Annotated in this window: 16 protein-coding genes; 11 read left to right on the plus strand and 5 right to left on the minus strand. The window is 71.8% G+C overall.

Annotation, left to right across the window (positions count from 1 at the left end; genetic code table 11):
- Window positions 1–12 precede the first annotated feature (12 nt).
- Together OHB41_RS28875 and OHB41_RS28880 are read right to left on the minus strand one after the other, a co-directional pair.
- On the minus strand, window positions 13–222 hold the full coding sequence (locus OHB41_RS28875; protein WP_266701028.1) for an acyl-CoA carboxylase epsilon subunit: 210 nt from the start codon (window positions 220–222) through the stop codon (window positions 13–15).
- Between the two features lie 24 nt (window positions 223–246).
- Window positions 247–1848 (minus strand): acyl-CoA carboxylase subunit beta, encoded by a 1602-nt coding sequence (locus tag OHB41_RS28880; protein ID WP_266701029.1) that lies wholly within the window; start codon window positions 1846–1848, stop codon window positions 247–249.
- A gap of 130 nt (window positions 1849–1978) precedes the next feature.
- Between OHB41_RS28880 and OHB41_RS28885 the strand changes: the two genes are divergently transcribed.
- Window positions 1979–2854, plus strand: a complete 876-nt coding sequence (locus OHB41_RS28885; protein ID WP_266701030.1) for a biotin--[acetyl-CoA-carboxylase] ligase — start codon at window positions 1979–1981, stop codon at window positions 2852–2854.
- Between the two features lie 161 nt (window positions 2855–3015).
- A complete protein-coding gene (locus OHB41_RS28890; RefSeq protein ID WP_526024973.1) occupies window positions 3016–4362 on the plus strand; it encodes an adenylate/guanylate cyclase domain-containing protein in 1347 nt (448 codons plus the stop codon).
- Between the two features lie 280 nt (window positions 4363–4642).
- Here OHB41_RS28890 and OHB41_RS28895 read toward each other — a convergent pair whose 3' ends face one another.
- Window positions 4643–5551, minus strand: a complete 909-nt coding sequence (locus OHB41_RS28895) for a hypothetical protein (protein WP_266701031.1) — start codon at window positions 5549–5551, stop codon at window positions 4643–4645.
- Window positions 5552–5761: 210 nt separating this feature from the next.
- Between OHB41_RS28895 and OHB41_RS28900 the strand changes: the two genes are divergently transcribed.
- From OHB41_RS28900 to OHB41_RS28920, 5 genes are all read left to right on the plus strand, one after another.
- Complete coding sequence (locus OHB41_RS28900; RefSeq protein ID WP_266701032.1) at window positions 5762–6586, plus strand: enoyl-CoA hydratase/isomerase family protein; 825 nt, start codon at window positions 5762–5764, stop codon at window positions 6584–6586.
- A 191-nt stretch (window positions 6587–6777) separates the two neighbouring features.
- Window positions 6778–7932, plus strand: coding sequence for a GGDEF domain-containing protein (locus OHB41_RS28905; RefSeq protein ID WP_266701033.1), 1155 nt, complete (start codon window positions 6778–6780; stop codon window positions 7930–7932).
- Between the two features lie 122 nt (window positions 7933–8054).
- Window positions 8055–9593, plus strand: coding sequence for a histidine ammonia-lyase (gene hutH / locus OHB41_RS28910; RefSeq protein WP_266706207.1), 1539 nt, complete (start codon window positions 8055–8057; stop codon window positions 9591–9593).
- Between the two features lie 217 nt (window positions 9594–9810).
- Window positions 9811–10014, plus strand: a complete 204-nt coding sequence (locus tag OHB41_RS28915) for a cold-shock protein (protein ID WP_028803001.1) — start codon at window positions 9811–9813, stop codon at window positions 10012–10014.
- A 149-nt stretch (window positions 10015–10163) separates the two neighbouring features.
- A complete protein-coding gene (locus OHB41_RS28920) occupies window positions 10164–11816 on the plus strand; it encodes a DEAD/DEAH box helicase (RefSeq protein ID WP_266701034.1) in 1653 nt (550 codons plus the stop codon).
- Window positions 11817–11919: 103 nt separating this feature from the next.
- Here the strand turns inward: OHB41_RS28920 and OHB41_RS28925 are convergent, their stop codons facing one another.
- On the minus strand, window positions 11920–12654 hold the full coding sequence (locus tag OHB41_RS28925; protein ID WP_266701035.1) for a DUF2625 family protein: 735 nt from the start codon (window positions 12652–12654) through the stop codon (window positions 11920–11922).
- Between the two features lie 35 nt (window positions 12655–12689).
- Entirely contained in the window at window positions 12690–13040 is a 351-nt protein-coding gene (locus OHB41_RS28930; protein WP_266701036.1) for an LPXTG cell wall anchor domain-containing protein, read from the minus strand.
- 110 nt (window positions 13041–13150) lie between these two features.
- Here OHB41_RS28930 and OHB41_RS28935 point away from each other — a divergent pair, with 110 nt between their 5' ends.
- The 4 genes from OHB41_RS28935 to OHB41_RS28950 all read left to right on the plus strand — a co-directional run bounded on the left by OHB41_RS28935 (window position 13151) and on the right by OHB41_RS28950 (window position 17476).
- Window positions 13151–13498 carry a hypothetical protein gene (locus OHB41_RS28935; RefSeq protein WP_266701037.1) on the plus strand — a complete coding sequence of 116 codons (348 nt, stop codon included), beginning with the start codon at window positions 13151–13153 and terminating at the stop codon, window positions 13496–13498.
- Between the two features lie 281 nt (window positions 13499–13779).
- A complete protein-coding gene (locus OHB41_RS28940; RefSeq protein ID WP_266701038.1) occupies window positions 13780–15030 on the plus strand; it encodes a L,D-transpeptidase in 1251 nt (416 codons plus the stop codon).
- A gap of 230 nt (window positions 15031–15260) precedes the next feature.
- Window positions 15261–16718: an ABC transporter permease gene (locus OHB41_RS28945; RefSeq protein WP_266701039.1), complete on the plus strand. Its 1458-nt coding sequence runs from the start codon at window positions 15261–15263 to the stop codon at window positions 16716–16718.
- A gap of 74 nt (window positions 16719–16792) precedes the next feature.
- Entirely contained in the window at window positions 16793–17476 is a 684-nt protein-coding gene (locus OHB41_RS28950; RefSeq protein WP_266701040.1) for an ABC transporter ATP-binding protein, read from the plus strand.
- Window positions 17477–17573 lie beyond the last annotated feature (97 nt).

Consider the following 17573-nt stretch of genomic DNA (forward strand, 5'->3'; position numbering starts at 1 on the left):
GGGGCGCTCGCGTCAGCTGGGCCAGTAGGTCCGGGCCCAGGTCGACGCGCCCGGCTGCGGCAGACGACGGGTGGCGATACGGGACGGGTCCGCCCACGCGTCCCTGGTTCCCGGCGCGCCGGACGGCGGGCCGGCCGCCGCCGCGGCGCGGACCTGGACCACCGCCAGTGCGGCGGCCAGCTCCTCGGGGGTCGGATTGCCCCGTACGACCTTGATGTTCATCTCTGCTCCCAAGGGTCCCGGGGTCTACAGGGGGATGTTGCCGTGCTTCTTCGGAGGGAGTGATTCCCGCTTCGTGCGCAGCTGACGCAGACCCCGTACGAGGTGGGAGCGGGTGTCGGAGGGCATGATCACCGCATCGATGTAGCCGCGCTCGGCCGCCGTGTAGGGGTTGAGGAGCGCGTCCTCGTACTCCTGGATCAGGCGGGCCCGGGTGGCCTCCGCCTCACCGGGGTCGGTGACGGCGGCGATGGTGCGGCGGTGCAGGATGTTCACCGCGCCCTGGGCGCCCATGACGGCGATCTGGGCAGTGGGCCAGGCGAGGTTGAGGTCGGCTCCGAGGTGCTTGGAGCCCATGACGTCGTACGCGCCGCCGAAGGCCTTGCGGGTGATGACCGTGATGAGCGGGACGGTGGCCTCGGCGTACGCGTAGATCAGCTTGGCGCCGCGGCGGATGATGCCGGTGTGCTCCTGGCCGACGCCCGGGAGGAAGCCGGGGACGTCCACGAAGGTGATGACCGGGACGTTGAAGGCGTCACAGGTGCGGACGAAGCGGGCCGCCTTCTCCGAGGCGTCGATGTCCAGGCAGCCGGCGAACTGCATCGGCTGGTTGGCGACGATGCCCACCGGCCGGCCCTCGACCCGGCCGTAGCCGGTGAGGATGTTCGGCGCGAACAGCGGCTGCGTCTCGAAGAACTCGGCGTCGTCCAGGACGTGTTCGATCACCGTGTGCATGTCGTACGGCTGGTTCGCGCTGTCCGGCACGATCGTGTCCAGCTCGCGGTCCTCGTCGGTGATCGCGAGGTCCGCCTCCTCGGGGAACACCGGGGGCTCGCTGAGGTTGTTGGACGGCAGGTACGACAGCAGCTGCTTGACGTACTCGATGGCGTCCTTCTCGTCACCCGCCATGTGGTGGGCCACGCCTGACACCGCGTTGTGCGTGCGGGCGCCGCCGAGCTCCTCGAAGCCGACGTCCTCGCCCGTCACCGTCTTGATGACGTCGGGACCCGTGATGAACATGTGCGAGGTCTGGTCGACCATGATCGTGAAGTCGGTGATCGCGGGGGAGTAGACCGCGCCGCCCGCACAGGGGCCGACGACCAGGCTGATCTGCGGGATCACGCCCGAGGCATGGGTGTTGCGGCGGAAGATCTCGCCGTACATGCCGAGGGCCGAGACGCCCTCCTGGATGCGGGCGCCGCCCGAGTCGTTGATGCCGATGACCGGACAGCCGGTCTTCAGCGCGAAGTCCATCACCTTCATGATCTTCTGCCCGAACACCTCGCCGAGGGCGCCGCCGAAGACCGTGAAGTCCTGCGAGAAGACGGCGACGGGACGGCCGTCGACCATGCCGTACCCGGTGACGACACCGTCGCCGTACGGCCGGTTCTGCTCCATGCCGAAGTCGGTCGAGCGGTGCTGCGCGAACTCGTCGAGTTCCACGAACGAGCCCTCGTCGATCAGCAGGTCGATCCGCTCACGGGCCGTCAGTTTGCCCTTGGCGTGCTGCTTTTCGACGGCCCGCGCCGAGCCGGCGTGCGTCGCCTCCTGCACGCGGCGCCGCAGATCCGCGAGTTTGCCCGCGGTCGTGTGGATGTCGGGGTGGTGCAGCTCTTCCGGCTCGGACATCGGGATGCGGCTCCCTGCCTGCTCAGTGGGACGTGAGGGTGATGTGCTCAGGGGGTTGCTACTGACTCGTAGGGTAGTGGTGCCCATACGGTTCGGCAGTGCGGCGTTTACCACACCTAGGGTGGGTTGCATGACGCCGCGAGATGCCTCAGACCCGAACGACAGCCGATGGTCCGACCTCGACCGTCCGCCCCTCAACGCCACCGCCCTGCGCCGCGCGCTGGTGCGGGACGGCGCGGACGGCGGGCTCTGGAGCGATCTCCAGGTCGTGACCGGCACCGGATCCACCAACAGCGACCTGGTCGCACTGGCCGTCTCCGGGAAGGCGGACGAGGGAGCCGTGCTCGTCGCCGAGGAGCAGAACGCCGGGCGCGGCCGTCTGGACCGGAGGTGGACGGCACCGGCCCGCTCCGGCCTGTTCTTCTCCGTCCTGCTCAAACCCACCGGGATCCCCGTCGAACGCTGGGGCTGGCTCCCGCTGCTGACCGGGGTCGCGGTGGCGACGGCCCTGTCCCGGGTCGCGGGTGTCGACACGGCGCTCAAGTGGCCCAACGACCTGCTGGTGACGGTCGACGGCGGGGAACGCAAAGCGGGCGGCATCCTCGCCGAACGTGCCGGGACCGACGCCGTCGTGGTCGGCATCGGCATCAACGTCACCCTGCGCGAGGACGAGCTCCCGGTGCCGGGCGCGGGGTCGCTCGCCCTCGCCGGAGCGACGACCACGGACCGTGACACCGTGCTGCGGGCCGTGCTGCGTTCGCTGGAGCAGTGGTACGAGAAGTGGCGCGCCGCCGGTGGCGACCCCGACGCCTCCGGTCTCCAGGAGACATATGCCGCCGGGTGCGCGACGCTCGGACGAGAGGTGCGGGCCGAACTGCCGGGCGGCAGGTCGATCACCGGGGAGGCGGTGGCCGTCGACGGGGACGGGCGTCTGGTCCTGGCCACCGAGGAGGGGGTGCAGCAGCCGGTGGGCGCGGGAGACATCGTCCACCTTCGACCGGCCTGAGCGGTGGAGGCCGGCGGGCCGTACTCAGCGATGGGGCGACGGAGCCGATCCCGGTTCCGGGTCCCGGTCAGGTGTACGAGTCAGGAGTGAGCCAGCGCACACCTGCCGTAGAGTTGAGCGCGGTCGATACCTGACCGTGGCAGATCGGAAAGGCAGCAGGCGTGACCGTCGACGACACGGGCTCCGGCACGGGTGCGCACCCCGCTCCCGACGGTGAGCCGGGGCGTACCGCCGGGTCGGCCACCGACCCGGCACCCGCAGCCGGTGACGCTGACCTGCGGGGCGACGAGGACGCCGGTGACCCACAGGAGCGGTCGGATGTGAAAGCGCCTCCGGACCGCAATCTGTCGGACACCCCCAGCCCGCCGCAGGACCCGCAGGTGCGGCTGGACGCCCAGGGCCGGCTGGACGCGCAGAACCGGCTGGACGAGCAGGCCGCCGACTCCGGGGAGGATCCCCTCGCCCTGCGCCTGGAAGGGCTCATCCTGGGCGCCGAGCGCCGCTACACGCCGTTCCAGGCCGCCCGCAGCGCCGGTGTCTCCATGGAGCTGGCCTCGCGCTTCTGGCGGGCCATGGGCTTCGCCGACATAGGCCAGGCCAAGGCGCTGACCGAGGCCGACGTCCTCGCCCTGCGCCGGCTGGCCGGTCTCGTCGAGGCGGGCCTGCTCAGCGAGGCGATGGCGGTGCAGGTCGCCCGGTCCACCGGCCAGACGACCGCACGGCTGGCCGAGTGGCAGATCGACTCGTTCCTGGAGGGGCTGACCGAGCCCCCGGAACCGGGCATGACGCGCACCGAGGTGACGTACCCCCTGATCGAGCTGCTCCTGCCCGAGCTGGAGGAGTTCATCGTCTACGTCTGGCGGCGCCAGCTCGCCGCCGCGACCGGCCGGGTCGTCCAGGCCGGTGACGACGAGGAGATGGTCGACCGCCGCCTCGCCGTCGGCTTCGCGGACCTCGTCGGGTTCACCCGGCTGACCCGGCGCATGGAGGAGGAGGAGCTCGGCGAGCTCGTCGAGGCCTTCGAGACCACCGCCGCCGACCTGGTGGCCGCGCACGGGGGCCGGCTCATCAAGACCCTCGGCGACGAGGTGCTGTACTCCGCGGACGACGCGGGTGTCGCCGCCGAGATCGCCCTGCGCCTCATCGAGACGATGGCCAACGACGAGACCATGCCGGAGCTGCGTGTCGGTATCGCCTTCGGCACCGTCACGACCCGGATGGGAGACGTCTTCGGCACGACGGTGAACCTCGCCTCCCGTCTCACGTCGATAGCGCCGCGGGACGCCGTCCTGGTGGACGGTGCCTTCGCGGAGGAACTAATCCGCACCCAGGACGCCCCCGCCTCCGAGGCCGAGGCCGCGGAGGCGGCGGCCACCGCGGAGAAGGAGGGCGAGGAGCCGCCCGGCTACCGCTTCGCCCTCCAGCCGATGTGGCAGCGGCCGGTCCGCGGCCTCGGCGTGGTCGAACCATGGCTGCTGGGCCGCCGGGGGATGCCGGACACGCCCTGAGGGCTGTCCCGTGATCCCGGTGGATCAGCGCGTGGCGTCGGACGCGGGCGCCCGCGAGGCGGAGGTCGCGGGGGACGGAGGTCGCGGGGGCGGAGAGGCGACTGCGTACCGGGCCTGTTCGGGCGCGGTCCTGGTCCCGTTCGGGCGGTTCGGCAGCGTGACGAGGTGCCGTGGCTGTCGTCGTGCGCCCGCCGGGGCACACGGGACAGCCCTCGGCCGGCGTCCCGCCGGGCCGCCCTCCCCCGGCGGGTGTTGTCCCCTGCGCCCTGCCCGGCCCCCGCTACCCGTGTCCCAGCGGGTTCGCCAGGCCGTCGACGCAGATTCCCACGATCGGCACGCAGAGGCCGGGGGAACCGGGCTTCGGTGCCGGGGCGTGGGTGCCGCCGCTCGGCGTGGGGTGCGGCGCGGGCGCGGCCGGCGGCTGCGACGGTACGGGCGCCGTGGGAATGCCGGTCGTGTCCGGTGCGTCGTCCGCGGGGGCGCCCGCGCGGCCCGGCGGGTGCGCCCCGGGCGGTGCCGTGGCAGACGGGCCCGTCACCCCGGCCGCCCCGGCCGCTCCGGACGATGCCGGCGACGCTGTCGCGCCGGGGCTCGCCCCCACTGTCGGGGTCGCGCCCGCCCCGCCCCTCGCGGCGACCGCACCGGCGGTCGCGGGATGAGCGGAGGGCGCGGCCCAGACGGTCGGCGAGGCGTCGAGCGCCCCGTCGTCGGCGACCGCCGGCCTCGGTTCGGCCTCCGCGCCCCCGCCGCTCCCGGTCACGCCGTCGGGCGCCATCCGCGCCAGGCTCAGCGCCCCGGCGGCCAGCGCGAGGCCGCCCACCGCGAAGAGCGCCCGGCGCGGCCGCGGCCTGCGGTGCCGCCCGCGGCCGGTGCGCTGCCGGAACGCAGGGGGGACGGTATCGGTGGCATCCGCCGGTTCCGGGGTGCGGCCGGTGGTCCCCGGCGAGGTGCCCGTGTCCCGGGTCCGTCCGGGCGGCATGGAGGTTCTGGCAGGCTCGGTGAGGGCCGCTTCCCCGCCGCGCGGCCGGGCCGGCGGTGGCGGCGCGGAGGCTGCCCCCGGCCGTTCCGGGCCGAGTGTCCGGGAGGGCGTGGGGGCCACGCGGGTGGCGGGCTCCGTGGACCCCGGCGGGGCCGAGGACACCCGTGTCCGCGTGTCCCTTGCCACGTTCGTGGTCGTGCCGTTCGTCATGGTCATCCCTCCCCGATGTGCGGACTCCCCCCGATGCCCTTGGCGGTGCGCAGGTTATGCGTCTTTTGAGGGCCTGGGGCGGGAGTTGGGCGGGATGTCACTCGAACGTGGAAGCGCGGCCGAAGGGACGGGTTTCGCCGGACGGCGTCGGCTGCGATGATCGGGGGAGGCGGAAGTTAACCCGCGTTAACCGTTCACAGGGAGGGTGTCATGGCGGAGCAAGGGGACGAGTGGCGGTCCGAGGACGAGCGACGGTTCGGGGAGTTCGTCGTCGTGCGTCGGCACGAGCACGTCGCGGAGCTCGCCCTCGACCGGCCGAAGGCCATGAACGCCGTGTCCACGGACATGGCCCGTTCCCTCGCCGGCGCCTGCGCGGCGCTCGCCGCCGACCCCGGCGTACGGGTGGTCGTGCTGACCTCCACCCACGAGCGGGCCTTCTGCGTGGGCGCGGACCTGAAGGAGCGCAACTCCTTCACCGACGCCGACCTGATGCGGCAGCGCCCCCTGGCGCGGGCCGCGTACACCGGCGTTCTGGAGCTGCCGATGCCGACCGTCGCCGCCGTGCACGGCTTCGCGCTCGGCGGCGGGTTCGAGCTGGCGCTCTCCTGTGACCTGATCGTGGCCGACCGTACGGCGGTGCTCGGGCTGCCCGAGGTGTCGGTCGGGGTGATCCCGGGAGGCGGCGGTACGCAGTTGCTGCCGCGCCGCGTCGGTGCGGCCCGCGCGGCCGAGCTGATCTTCTCGGCGCGCCGTCTGGAGGCGGTCGAGGCACGGGAGTTGGGGCTCGTCGACGACCTCGTGGACGAGGGCAGGGACCGTGTGGAGGCGCTGGCCCTCGCCGCCCGCGTCGCCGCCAACTCGCCCGTCGGCCTGCGGGCGGCCAAGCGGGCGCTGCGGCTCGGGCAGGGGCTCGACCTCCGTGCGGGCCTGGAGGTCGAGGACGCCGCCTGGCGGTCGGTCGCCTTCTCCGGGGACCGGGCGGAGGGAGTCGCGGCCTTCAACGAGAAGCGCAAGCCGCAGTGGCCCGGGCAGTGAAAGCGGCAGTGGCCCGGGCGGTAGGTGCGGTGGCCGGGGCGGTGGCTCGCGGGTAGGGGTGCGCGGGGCCCGGGTGCGGACACGGCGCGGGGCGGGCGCTCACGGGTGCCCGCCGTGTCCGTACGGCCACTCGGGCCCCTGTCCGCCGTACCGATATCCCAAATACAGGTAAATGTCCTTAGCCTGTAGTGATGGGTGAGGACAGACGGCTGAGGGCCGTGGTGGAGCTGGCGCAGGGGATGGCGGCGGCGCACACCCCACGCGAATCCTGGCGGGCCGCGGCGCTCGGTGCCTGCCACGCGCTCAGCGGGAGCTTCGCCGCGCTCTCCGTGTGGGAGCGCGAACTCGGCCGGCTCCGCGTACTGGTGAACGTGGGCGAACGCGCGCCGGACGAGGAGGAGTTCCCCGAGGGGGAGGCCTACCCGGTGCACCAGTTCCCGGAGATCGCCGAGTTCCTGCACGAGCGCTGGGCCGGTGGCGGCGGCCCGAACGCCTGGGTGGAGACCGCGGACGGCCCGGCGGGGGGCCGCGCCGGGTACTGCCACCAGCGGGTAGCCGCCCTGCGCAGGCGCGGGCGCGGCTGCTGCGTGGTCGCTCCGATCGTGCTGCACGGACGCGCCTGGGGTGAGCTGTACGTCGCCCGCCCCGCGTCGGAGCCCTTCTTCGACCGGGCCGACGCGGACTTCGCGACCGTTCTCGCCTCCGTCGTCGCGGCCGGGATCGCCCAGACCGAGCGGCTGGAGGAGGCCCGGCGGCTGGCGTTCACCGACGCCCTCACCGGGCTCGCCAACCGCCGCGCCGTCGACGTACGTCTGGACGAGGCGATCGGACGGCACCGGGCGGAGGACGTCGTGGTCAGTCTCGTCGTCTGCGACCTCAACGGACTCAAGCGCGTGAACGACACCCGGGGGCACGCCGTCGGCGACCGGCTCCTGGAGCGGTTCGGGTCGGTGCTGTCGCTGTGCGGGGCGATGCTCCCCGGCACCCTCGCCGCCCGCCTCGGCGGCGACGAGTTCTGTCTTCTCGCGGTCGGACCGCCGGCCGACGAGGTCGTCCGCATCGCCGCCGAACTCTGCCGCCGAGCCGCCGGGTTGGACATGGGCGAGGGGGTGGCGTGCGGGGTCGCCTCGACCGGCGACCCGATCGGGCCGGTGCGCTCGGCCCGCCGGCTCTTCCGGCTGGCCGACGCCGCCCAGTACCGCGCGAAGGCCGTACGTGCCGCACTGCCCGTCGTCGCCGGGCGGGAGGGGCCCGACGACCCTGTCGTACGCCTGGCCGACGCGCCGCCGCCGGCCAAGGGGGAGCGCCGCCGCTTCCGGGGGCGTCACGAGCAGCGCCGCCCGTGACGTGGTGACTGCACCGGAGCGGACGTGGTGACGTACACCGAAGTAAGGGGCGAACTGCCCATCCACTAGTGACACGACTAGTGACATCGCGGAATTCACTGCGTACGCTCCTGAATATGGATATGCATACTGTGGTGGTGGGGACGTCCGGGGTGACCGCGTCCGACGTTCTCGCCGTGGCGCGCGGCGGCGCCCGGATCGAGCTCGCCGACGAGGCGGTGGCGGCCCTGGCCGCGGCCCGCGAGATCGTGGACGCGCTGGCCGCCAAGCCGGAGCCCGTCTACGGCGTCTCCACCGGTTTCGGCGCGCTCGCGAGCCGGCACATCAGCCCGGAACTCCGCGCCCAGCTGCAGCGCAACATCGTCCGCTCGCACGCCGCCGGGATGGGCCCGCGCGTCGAGCGCGAGGTCGTGCGCGCGCTGATGTTCCTGCGGCTCAAGACCGTCTGCTCGGGGCACACCGGCGTCCGGCCCGAGGTCGCGCGGACCATGGCCGACATCCTCAACGCGGGCATCACCCCGGTCGTGCACGAGTACGGTTCGCTCGGCTGCTCCGGCGACCTGGCGCCGCTCTCCCACTGCGCGCTGACGCTGATGGGCGAGGGCGACGCCGAGGGCCCGGACGGCACGGTCCGCCCCGCCGCCGAACTCCTCGCCGAGCACGGCATCGCACCCGTCGAGCTGCGTGAGAAGGAAGGCCTCGCCCTTCTCAACGGCACCGACGGCATGCTCGGCATGCTGGTCATGGCCCTCGCCGACCTGGACACGCTCTACAAGTCCGCCGACGTCACCGCGGCCCTCTCCCTCGAAGCCCTGCTCGGCACCGACAAGGTCCTCGCCCCCGAGCTGCACGCCATCCGCCCGCACCCCGGGCAGAGCGCCTCGGCCGCCAACATGCTGGCCGTGCTCAAGGGTTCGGAGCTCACCGGCCACCACCAGGACGGCGCCCCGCGCGTCCAGGACGCCTACTCCGTGCGCTGCGCCCCGCAGGTCGCGGGCGCCGGCCGCGACACCCTCGCGCACGCCCGGCTCGTCGCGGAGCGCGAGCTCGCCGCCGCCGTCGACAACCCGCTCGTGCTGCCCGACGGACGTGTCGAGTCGAACGGCAACTTCCACGGCGCCCCGGTCGCCTACGTCCTCGACTTCCTGGCCATCGCCGCCGCCGACCTGGGCTCGATCGCCGAGCGCCGCACCGACCGGCTCCTCGACAAGAACCGCTCGCACGGACTGCCGCCGTTCCTCGCGGACGACGCGGGCGTCGACTCCGGTCTGATGATCGCCCAGTACACGCAGGCCGCACTGGTCAGCGAGATGAAGCGGCTCGCCGTACCGGCGTCCGTGGACTCCATCCCGTCCTCCGCCATGCAGGAGGACCACGTCTCCATGGGCTGGTCGGCAGCGCGCAAACTGCGCACCGCGGTGGACAACCTCACCCGCATCGTCGCGATCGAGCTGTACGCCGCCACCCGCGCGATCGAACTGCGCGAGGGCCTGGCCCCCGCCCCGGCATCGCGGGCCGTGATCGACGCCGTCCGCGCCGCCGGTGTCCAGGGGCCGGGCCCCGACCGGTTCCTCTCCCCGGACCTGGAGGCGGCCGACGCCTTCGTCCGCGGCGGCCGGGTGGTGGCCGCGGTGGAACCGGTCACCGGTCCGCTGCTCTAGGCCTCGTCCACTGCCGTAAGCTGCGGAGGGCGTCGCCGACCAGGCCGGCGCCCTCACGGGCCGCAGAGTGTGCTACTGTCTCATTGATACGTTTTTGGTACCCATTTACTTTGTGCGCCTGATCGGAATCCTCCGCAGGCGCGTTTTGTTTTACCGGCATCTCCGGCATTTCCCGGTGCATCTCCGGATTGGGGCCCTACCTGTTCAGGAGAGAAACATGGCTACCGGCACCGTGAAGTGGTTCAACTCGGAAAAGGGCTTCGGCTTCATCGAGCAGGACGGCGGCGGCCCCGACGTCTTCGCCCACTACTCCAACATCGCCAGCTCCGGCTTCCGTGAGCTGCTGGAGGGCCAGAAGGTCTCGTTCGACGTCGCGCAGGGCCAGAAGGGCCTGCAGGCGGAGAACATCATCCCCGCCTGATTTCGGGGACGCGCTTTTCCAGAGCCGGGGCCCGCACCTTCGGGTGCGGGTCCCGGCTCGTGCTGTGAGTGCTCATGAAAGCCGCTCATTCAGGCGGCGGGCGCTGTGCGTGCAGTCCGTGGGGCCCAGGAAGGAAATCCAGATCCAGCATGACTCGATCCGAACGTCCCGTCCGTAAGCGGCCGGCGAATGCGCGTGGCGGCGCCCAGACCGGCGGCGCCGCGAGGAACGCGGGCCGCGGTGGCGGCCGGGGCGCCGGCAAGGGCCCCGCCCGCAAGGCGGCGGCACCGCAGGAGTTCTCTCTGCCCGAGACCATCACCCCGGCGCTGCCCGCCGTCGACTCCTTCGACGCGCTGGACATGCCGGCCGCCCTGACCAAGACCCTCGCGGCGCAGGGCGTCACCGAGCCGTTCCCGATCCAGGGCGCGACCCTGCCCAACTCGCTGGCCGGACGCGACGTCCTGGGCCGGGGCCGGACCGGCTCCGGCAAGACGCTCGCCTTCGGCCTCGCGCTGCTGGCCCGCACCGCCGGCCGCCGCGCCGAACCCCGGGCACCGCTCGCCCTGGTCCTGGTGCCCACGCGTGAGCTGGCCCAGCAGGTCGACGACGCGCTGACGCCGTACGCGACCGCCGTGAACCTGCGGGTCGTCACCGCGGTCGGCGGCATGTCGATCGGCCGCCAGGCCGGTACGCTGCGCCGCGGCGCAGAGGTGCTGGTGGCCACCCCGGGACGGCTGAAGGACCTCATCGAGCGCGGCGACTGCACGCTCGGCCAGGTCGCGATCACCGTCCTCGACGAGGCCGACCAGATGGCCGACATGGGCTTCATGCCGCAGGTCACCGCGCTGCTCCAGCAAGTCGAGCCGGGCGGTCAGCGACTACTGTTCTCGGCGACGCTGGACAAGAACATCGACCGGCTCGTCCGGATGTTCCTGACGGACCCCGTGGTGCACTCCGTCGACCCGTCGGCGGGCGCGGTGACGACCATGGAGCACCACGTGCTGCACGTCGCCGACGAGACCGACAAGAAGGCCGTGGCCCTGCGGATCGCCGCGCGCGACGGCCGCGTGATCCTGTTCGTGGACACCAAGCGCGGTGCCGACCGGTTCACCAAGCGGCTGCTGGCCAACGGTGTACGGGCCTCCGCGCTGCACGGCGGCCGCAGCCAGCCGCAGCGCAACCGGACCCTGGACCAGTTCAAGAACGGCCAGGTCACCGCGCTGGTCGCCACCAACGTGGCCGCCCGTGGCATCCACATCGACGACCTCGACCTCGTCGTCAACGTCGACCCGCCGACCGACCACAAGGACTACCTGCACCGGGGCGGCCGTACCGCGCGGGCCGGCGAGTCCGGCAGCGTCGTCACCCTCGTCCTGCCCGAGCAGCGACGGGAGATGACGCGTCTGATGGCGGACGCGGGCATCACCCCGCGCTCCGCCCAGGTCAAGTCGAGCGACGAGGAACTGGCCCGCCTCACCGGCGCCCGCGAGCCCTCCGGGGTTCCGGTCGTCATCGAGGTGCCGCAGCCCGTCGAGCAGCCGAAGCAGCGGCCCCGGTCGCGGCCCCGGACGGGCGGCGGCGCGCGGCGCTCCGCGGGTTCGGGTACGGGAGCGGAGTCGCAGGGACGGCAGGCGCAGGGACGTCAGCCGCAGCGCGGCACGGGCGGTGCCACCGGCGGCGGCGCCACCGGTGGACGTCGTACCGGCGGCGGCACCGGGACCGGCGGCGGTACCCGGGGACGTGCGCCGCAGCGGCGCACGGAGCGTGGCGGACAGGGCGGCGGCGGCCGGCGCGCCGCGTAGGCGCTCCCTCCGGATCCGGCCGGGCCGGGTCCCGACGACGCGCCGCAGCCGCGGACTTCACGGGTCCCGGGCTCCTTGGGGAGCCCGGGACCCGTCGGGTCTGTCAGGGGTGGAAGGTGCCGAGGAAGCCCGGGTCGATCTTGTCGAGCTCCAGGCCGACGTCCCGGTGGAGGTCCAGGAGCTCGGTCATGTGCAGTGCGCGACGGCGGGCCGCGGGCAGGTCGCGGCGGTTGTCGGCGGACCACAGCACCGGGTCGAACGTGATGCCCTGGGAACCCGGGAGGGGCCCCGTCTCGGCACGCCAGCCGGGCCAGCGCAGGTTGTCGTAGAAGTCCTCCGTGCCGCCTTCCAGGAGCCAGCTGAGCCAGGCCGCGTGGCCCACGCCGAGGGCCTCCCAGCGCAGTGAGTCCGGCGCGAAGTAGACCACTTCGCCGGGACCCCCGGGGCGGCCCATCGCGTCCGGCTCGGTTCCGTTCAGCACATAAGTCCCGCCGAGGACGTCATGGCCGACGACGAGCCCGCCGTCCGGCCGCCACGCCGGGTCGAAGCGGGCGGGGAACTCGTTGACGTCGGCGATGCCCGGCGGGCCCTTGGGCGATCCGTCGCCCGGGCTGCCGTAGATGCGCAGCCATCCGCTGTCGAGTGACACGCCGCCGCAGTTGAGGACGAAGGCACCGAGCCAGGAGCGCGCGGTGACCTGCAGTTGCAGCAGGGCGGCGCGGGCCTGGGCGGGCTCCACCGGGAGCACCTCCAGGGACACCGTGCTCGTGGAGATCGCCTCGGACAGGAGGGGCCATGCGGGCTCCTCGACATCGGTCAGCTCGGTCAGGTCTCGCATGGGTATCCCGTGGGTTCCGGGCCGGAGCGCTGCGCTCAGAAGGCCGCCGTGCGTTCCCGGCGCACCGAGTAGGTCACAAAGCCGGCGCCGAGGCCGAGGAAAAGGGTGCCGCCGACGACGTACGGCGTCGTGTTGACGCTTCCGGTGTCGGCGAGCCGGGTCTGGTCGTCGCCCGGCTCCGTGGCGGCCTGCTCCGCTCCGGCCGCCGCGGCCGGAGCCGTCGTGGTGGCGGCCGTCGTGGTGGTGGCCGACCGGTCGGCGGTCGGTGCCGACCCGTGCCGAGCAGGCTCTTCCGGAGTCGCGTTGGCGGACGGGACGAACCACAGGGCTCCCAGGAGGGTCCCCGCTGCGGTGGCGGTCAGCAACGAGCGACGTGCGGCGGACACGTAATATCGATCCCCTTGTGGCGCTGGCGAATTGGCCGTGTGGCCCGATGCTAATGAAAGGCGCGGGTCGTGGGAAAGTCGCGGGGACCTCGGGCCGTACGCTCCGTCTCATGAGTACTCCTGAGACATCACGATTTGTCCGGCTTCGCGTGGAGCTGGTACTGGAAGTGGACGACGCGGACGCCGTCACCAAGGCCGCGCTGCGTCGCATCGCGGACGACTCCGGCATGCAGGCCGACGAGCGGGCGCACGCCGAGAACGCGGTGACGGAAGACACTGCCGAAGCCCTCGCCCATCTCGTCGACCCGTTCGACCTGGTCAGTGAGGTTCCCGGGGTCGAGCTCGCCCAGGCGTCCTGGAGCAGCGAGCCGATCGACTACGACCCCGATTCGCCGGAATGGGACCTCGACGAGGATGATGACGACGAGGACGACGACGAGGAAGTCGGAGTCGGCTGAGGCCCCTTGGGAAATTCTTGACCCCGGGTGGCAACCGCCGCCCGGGGTTCATTCGTCTCAGACGACGCACCGGCCACTTCCGCACCACGGGTTTCGGTCCGGCCGCCGGTCCACCCGGTCGGGGTCCTGCGGGCCCGATCGGCCCGGTTGATGCCGTTGATCGACGTGGCGTGCCCCACATACCCCAGGGGCGTGGAACGGGACGAACCGGTCGTACGTTGAAAGTTCCTACGGGGTTCTATGCGGTATTTGGTGATTCGGTAACGATGGAGAAGCGTGTGATGACGGACAGTAAGCGGGGCCGGGGCCTGATGGCCGCGTCCGCACTGCTCGGCGGAGTGCTGGTGCTCTCTGCGTGCAGCGGAAGCGGCAGCAAGGCGGACGCCTCGGACGGCGGCCGGTCCTCACAGACCCAGGCCGACGAGGCGGCGGCCAAGAAGAGTTCCGAGGCGCAGATCAAGATCACGCCCGCCGACGGCTCCGACAACGCGTCCATCAACAACGCCGCCGCGGTCACTGTGACCAAGGGCACACTCACCTCCGTCTCCATGAAGACGGAGTCCGGCGCGGCGGTCGCCGGCCAGATATCGGGCGACAAGAAGAGCTGGAAGCCCGCCGCCCAGCTGGACCGTGCGACCACGTACAAGGTCGCCGCCGAGGCCACCGACTCCGCGGGCCTCGTGGCCCACGAGAACGCCTCGTTCACCACGGTCTCCCCGGCGAACAGCTTCATCGGCAACTTCACGCCGGAGGACGGTTCCACCGTCGGCGTCGGCATGCCGGTCTCGATCAACTTCAACAAGGCGATCACCAACAAGGCCGCCGTGCAGAAGGGGATCACCGTCTCCTCCAGCAGCGGCCAGGAGGTCGTCGGGCACTGGTTCGGCGCCAACCGCCTCGACTTCCGTCCCGAGAACTACTGGACCGGCGGCTCGACCGTCACCCTCAAGCTGAACCTGGACGGCGTCCAGGGCGCGAGCGGTGTGTACGGCGTGCAGCAGAAGACGGTCACGTTCAAGATCGGTCGCAACCAGGTCTCGGTCGTCGACGCCCAGACCAAGACCATGAAGGTCACGCAGGACGGCAAGACGATCAAGACGATCCCGATCTCCTCGGGGTCGCCGGAGCACAAGACGTACCAGGGTCAGATGGTGATCTCCGAGAAGTTCAAGGAGACCCGGATGAACGGTTCGACGGTCGGCTTCACGAACTCCGACGGCAAGGGCGAGTACGACATCAAGGACGTGCCGCACGCCATGCGGCTGTCGAACTCGGGCACCTTCGTGCACGGCAACTACTGGGGTGCCAAGTCCATCTTCGGCTCGGTGAACACCAGCCACGGCTGTGTCGGCCTGTCCGACACCAAGGGTGCCAACGACCCGAACACCCCCGCGGCGTGGTTCTACAACCACTCGCTGATCGGTGACGTCGTCGTCGTCAAGAACACCGGCGACAAGACCGTGGCCCCGGACAACGGCCTCAACGGCTGGAACCTGGACTGGGCGTCCTGGAAGGCCGGTTCGGCCGTCTGACGCCCGCTCCCGCTCCCACAGAACCCCGCGATGGCGGCGGCCCGCACGGGCCGCCGCCATCGGCGTTCCCGCGGGCTTCCAGAGCGGTCGTTCCCGCGGGCTTCCGGAGCCGGCGTTCCCGCAGGCTTCCGGAGCCGGGCACAGGTGAACTTCCGTGCCGTCACAGCCTTCTCATCGTTCTCTTATTTCGGCCTTATGGCTTCATCACGCGCCGTACCTACCTTGCGGCCATGTTCTTCACCTACCTGAGGCGCGAACTGCGCCGCCGCAGGAAGGCGGCGCTCGTCGTCGCCTCCGGGCTCGCCCTGGGCATCGCCCTGGTCATCGTGGTCAGTTCCGTGTCGTCCGGCATGGAGAAGGCCCAGGGCAAGGTCCTCCAGTCGCTGTACGGGCTGGGTACGGACATGACCGTCACCAAGGCCGCGGCACCGCCGACGGGCACCGGTCAGCGCCCGCGCTTCAACTTCGGCGCGAACGACAACGGCTCCGACAAGGAGCAGAGCAGCGACCGCGTCCTGGTCCAGGGATTCCAGACCCTGGCCGCCTCGACGGTCTCCAAGGTCGACTCACAGCACGGCGTGGCGGACTCCGTCGGCGGCCTCAGTCTCCAGGTCATCCGGGTCAACGGCCAGTTCACGCGGGGCCGGTTCCAGCAGAACGGCGGCGGCAGCCGGCAGGGCGGCCGCCAAGGCGGGCAGCAGCCCCCGCAGGGCCGCGTCGAGGGCGGTGGCGCCAACTTCGACGTCAACAACTACTCCGTCTACGGCACCGACGTCACCAAGCCGGCGCTCGGCCCGCTGACCTCGTCGAAGATCACCAGCGGCCGTACCTTCACGACGTCCGAGACGAACGCCGAGGTGGTCGTCGCCGACACGTCGTACGCCAAGGAGAAGAAGCTCTCCGTCGGCAGCACCGTCACCGTCAAGAACGTCAAGTTCAAGGTGATCGGGATCGCGACTCCCGACAGCGGTGACGCGGCGGCCAACCTCTACATGCCGCTCCAGCAGGCGCAGACGCTGGCCGGCGCCAAGGACAAGGTCACCACGATCTACGTCAAGGCCTCCGACTCGCAGCAGATCTCCAGCGTCAAGAGCACCATCCAGAAGAACATCTCGGGGACCACGGTCACCACCTCCGCGGACCTCGCGGACACCGTCTCCGGCTCCCTGTCGACCGCCTCCGACCTCGCCTCCAACGTCGGCAAGTGGCTCTCGATCGCGGTGCTCGTGGCCGCGTTCCTGGTCGCCGGTCTGCTCACCTCCTCGGCCGTCTCCCGGCGTGTGCGCGAGTTCGGCACCCTCAAGGCGCTCGGCTGGAAGTCGGGCCGGGTGACCCGTCAGGTCGTCGGCGAGGCCATCGTCAACGGTCTGGTCGGCGGCGTCCTCGGCATCGCGCTCGGTCTGGCGGGCGCGTACGCGGTCACCGAGATCAGTCCCGACCTGCAGGCGCAGATCGGCGGTTCGGGCGGCGGCGGACAGGGCGGCCCGGGCGGCTTCGGTGGCTTCGGCGGTCCCGGCCGGCGGGTCGCGTCCAAGGCGCTGGACGTCACGCTCACCGCGCCCGTCAGTCTCTCGACCATCGCCGGAGCGGTCGCTCTCGCCGTCGCCGGCGGCCTGATCGCCGGTGCCTTCGGCGGCTGGCGCGCCTCCCGGCTGCGGCCCGCGGACGCCCTGCGCCGCGTCGAATAGACCGGCCCCGCACGGACCGTGCGGGCCACACCCCCGCACGGCCCACCCCCTCACGCACAACCAGGAGCGGCACCATGTACGAACTCAGCGGCGTCATCAAGCGCTACCAGCGGGGCAAGGGCACGGTCGACGCGCTCGCCGGCATCGATCTGACCATCGCGGACGGAGACCGGCTGGTCATCCAGGGCCCCACGGGTGGCGGAAAATCCACCCTGCTGCAGATGCTCGGCGGACTCGACCGGCCCACCGGAGGCAGCGTCGAACTCGACGGCATCGATCTGGCGAAACTGTCCGAGGCGAAGCTCACGAAGGTGCGCGGCGAGAACATCGGATTCGTCTTTCAGAGCTTCAACCTGATTCCCACACTCACCGCGCAGGAGAATGTGGAGACGGCTCTCGTGCCCCTCGGGGTGAAGGGGAAGGAGCGGCGCGCGCGGGCCGCCGAGGCCCTGGAGTCGGTGGGGCTCGCCGAGCGGCTCGGGCATCTGCCCGCCGAACTCTCCGGCGGCCAGCAGCAGCGCGTCGCCATCGCCCGTGCCCTGGTCAAGCAGCCGAAGGTGCTGCTCGCCGACGAGCCCACCGGCAATCTCGACGAGTCCATGCGCGACGAGATCATGGACGTGCTGGAGACCATGTGGAAGGAGCGGGGGCTCACTTTCATCATGGTCACCCACGATTCCGCGATAGCGAGGAAGGCCCCCCGCCTCGCGACGATTCGCAAGGGAAAGATCAGCGTCAAGGAGAACGCGGGGGCGTGAACGAGAACAAAAGGGAGAGTTCGGGCACTTAGCGGAGCAATTCCGTCAACTCTGCACCGCAGCCCCGCTATTGAGGGGCCGATCACCCCCCGGCATA

Source organism: Streptomyces sp. NBC_01571, assembly GCF_026339875.1.
GTDB lineage: Bacteria > Actinomycetota > Actinomycetes > Streptomycetales > Streptomycetaceae > Streptomyces.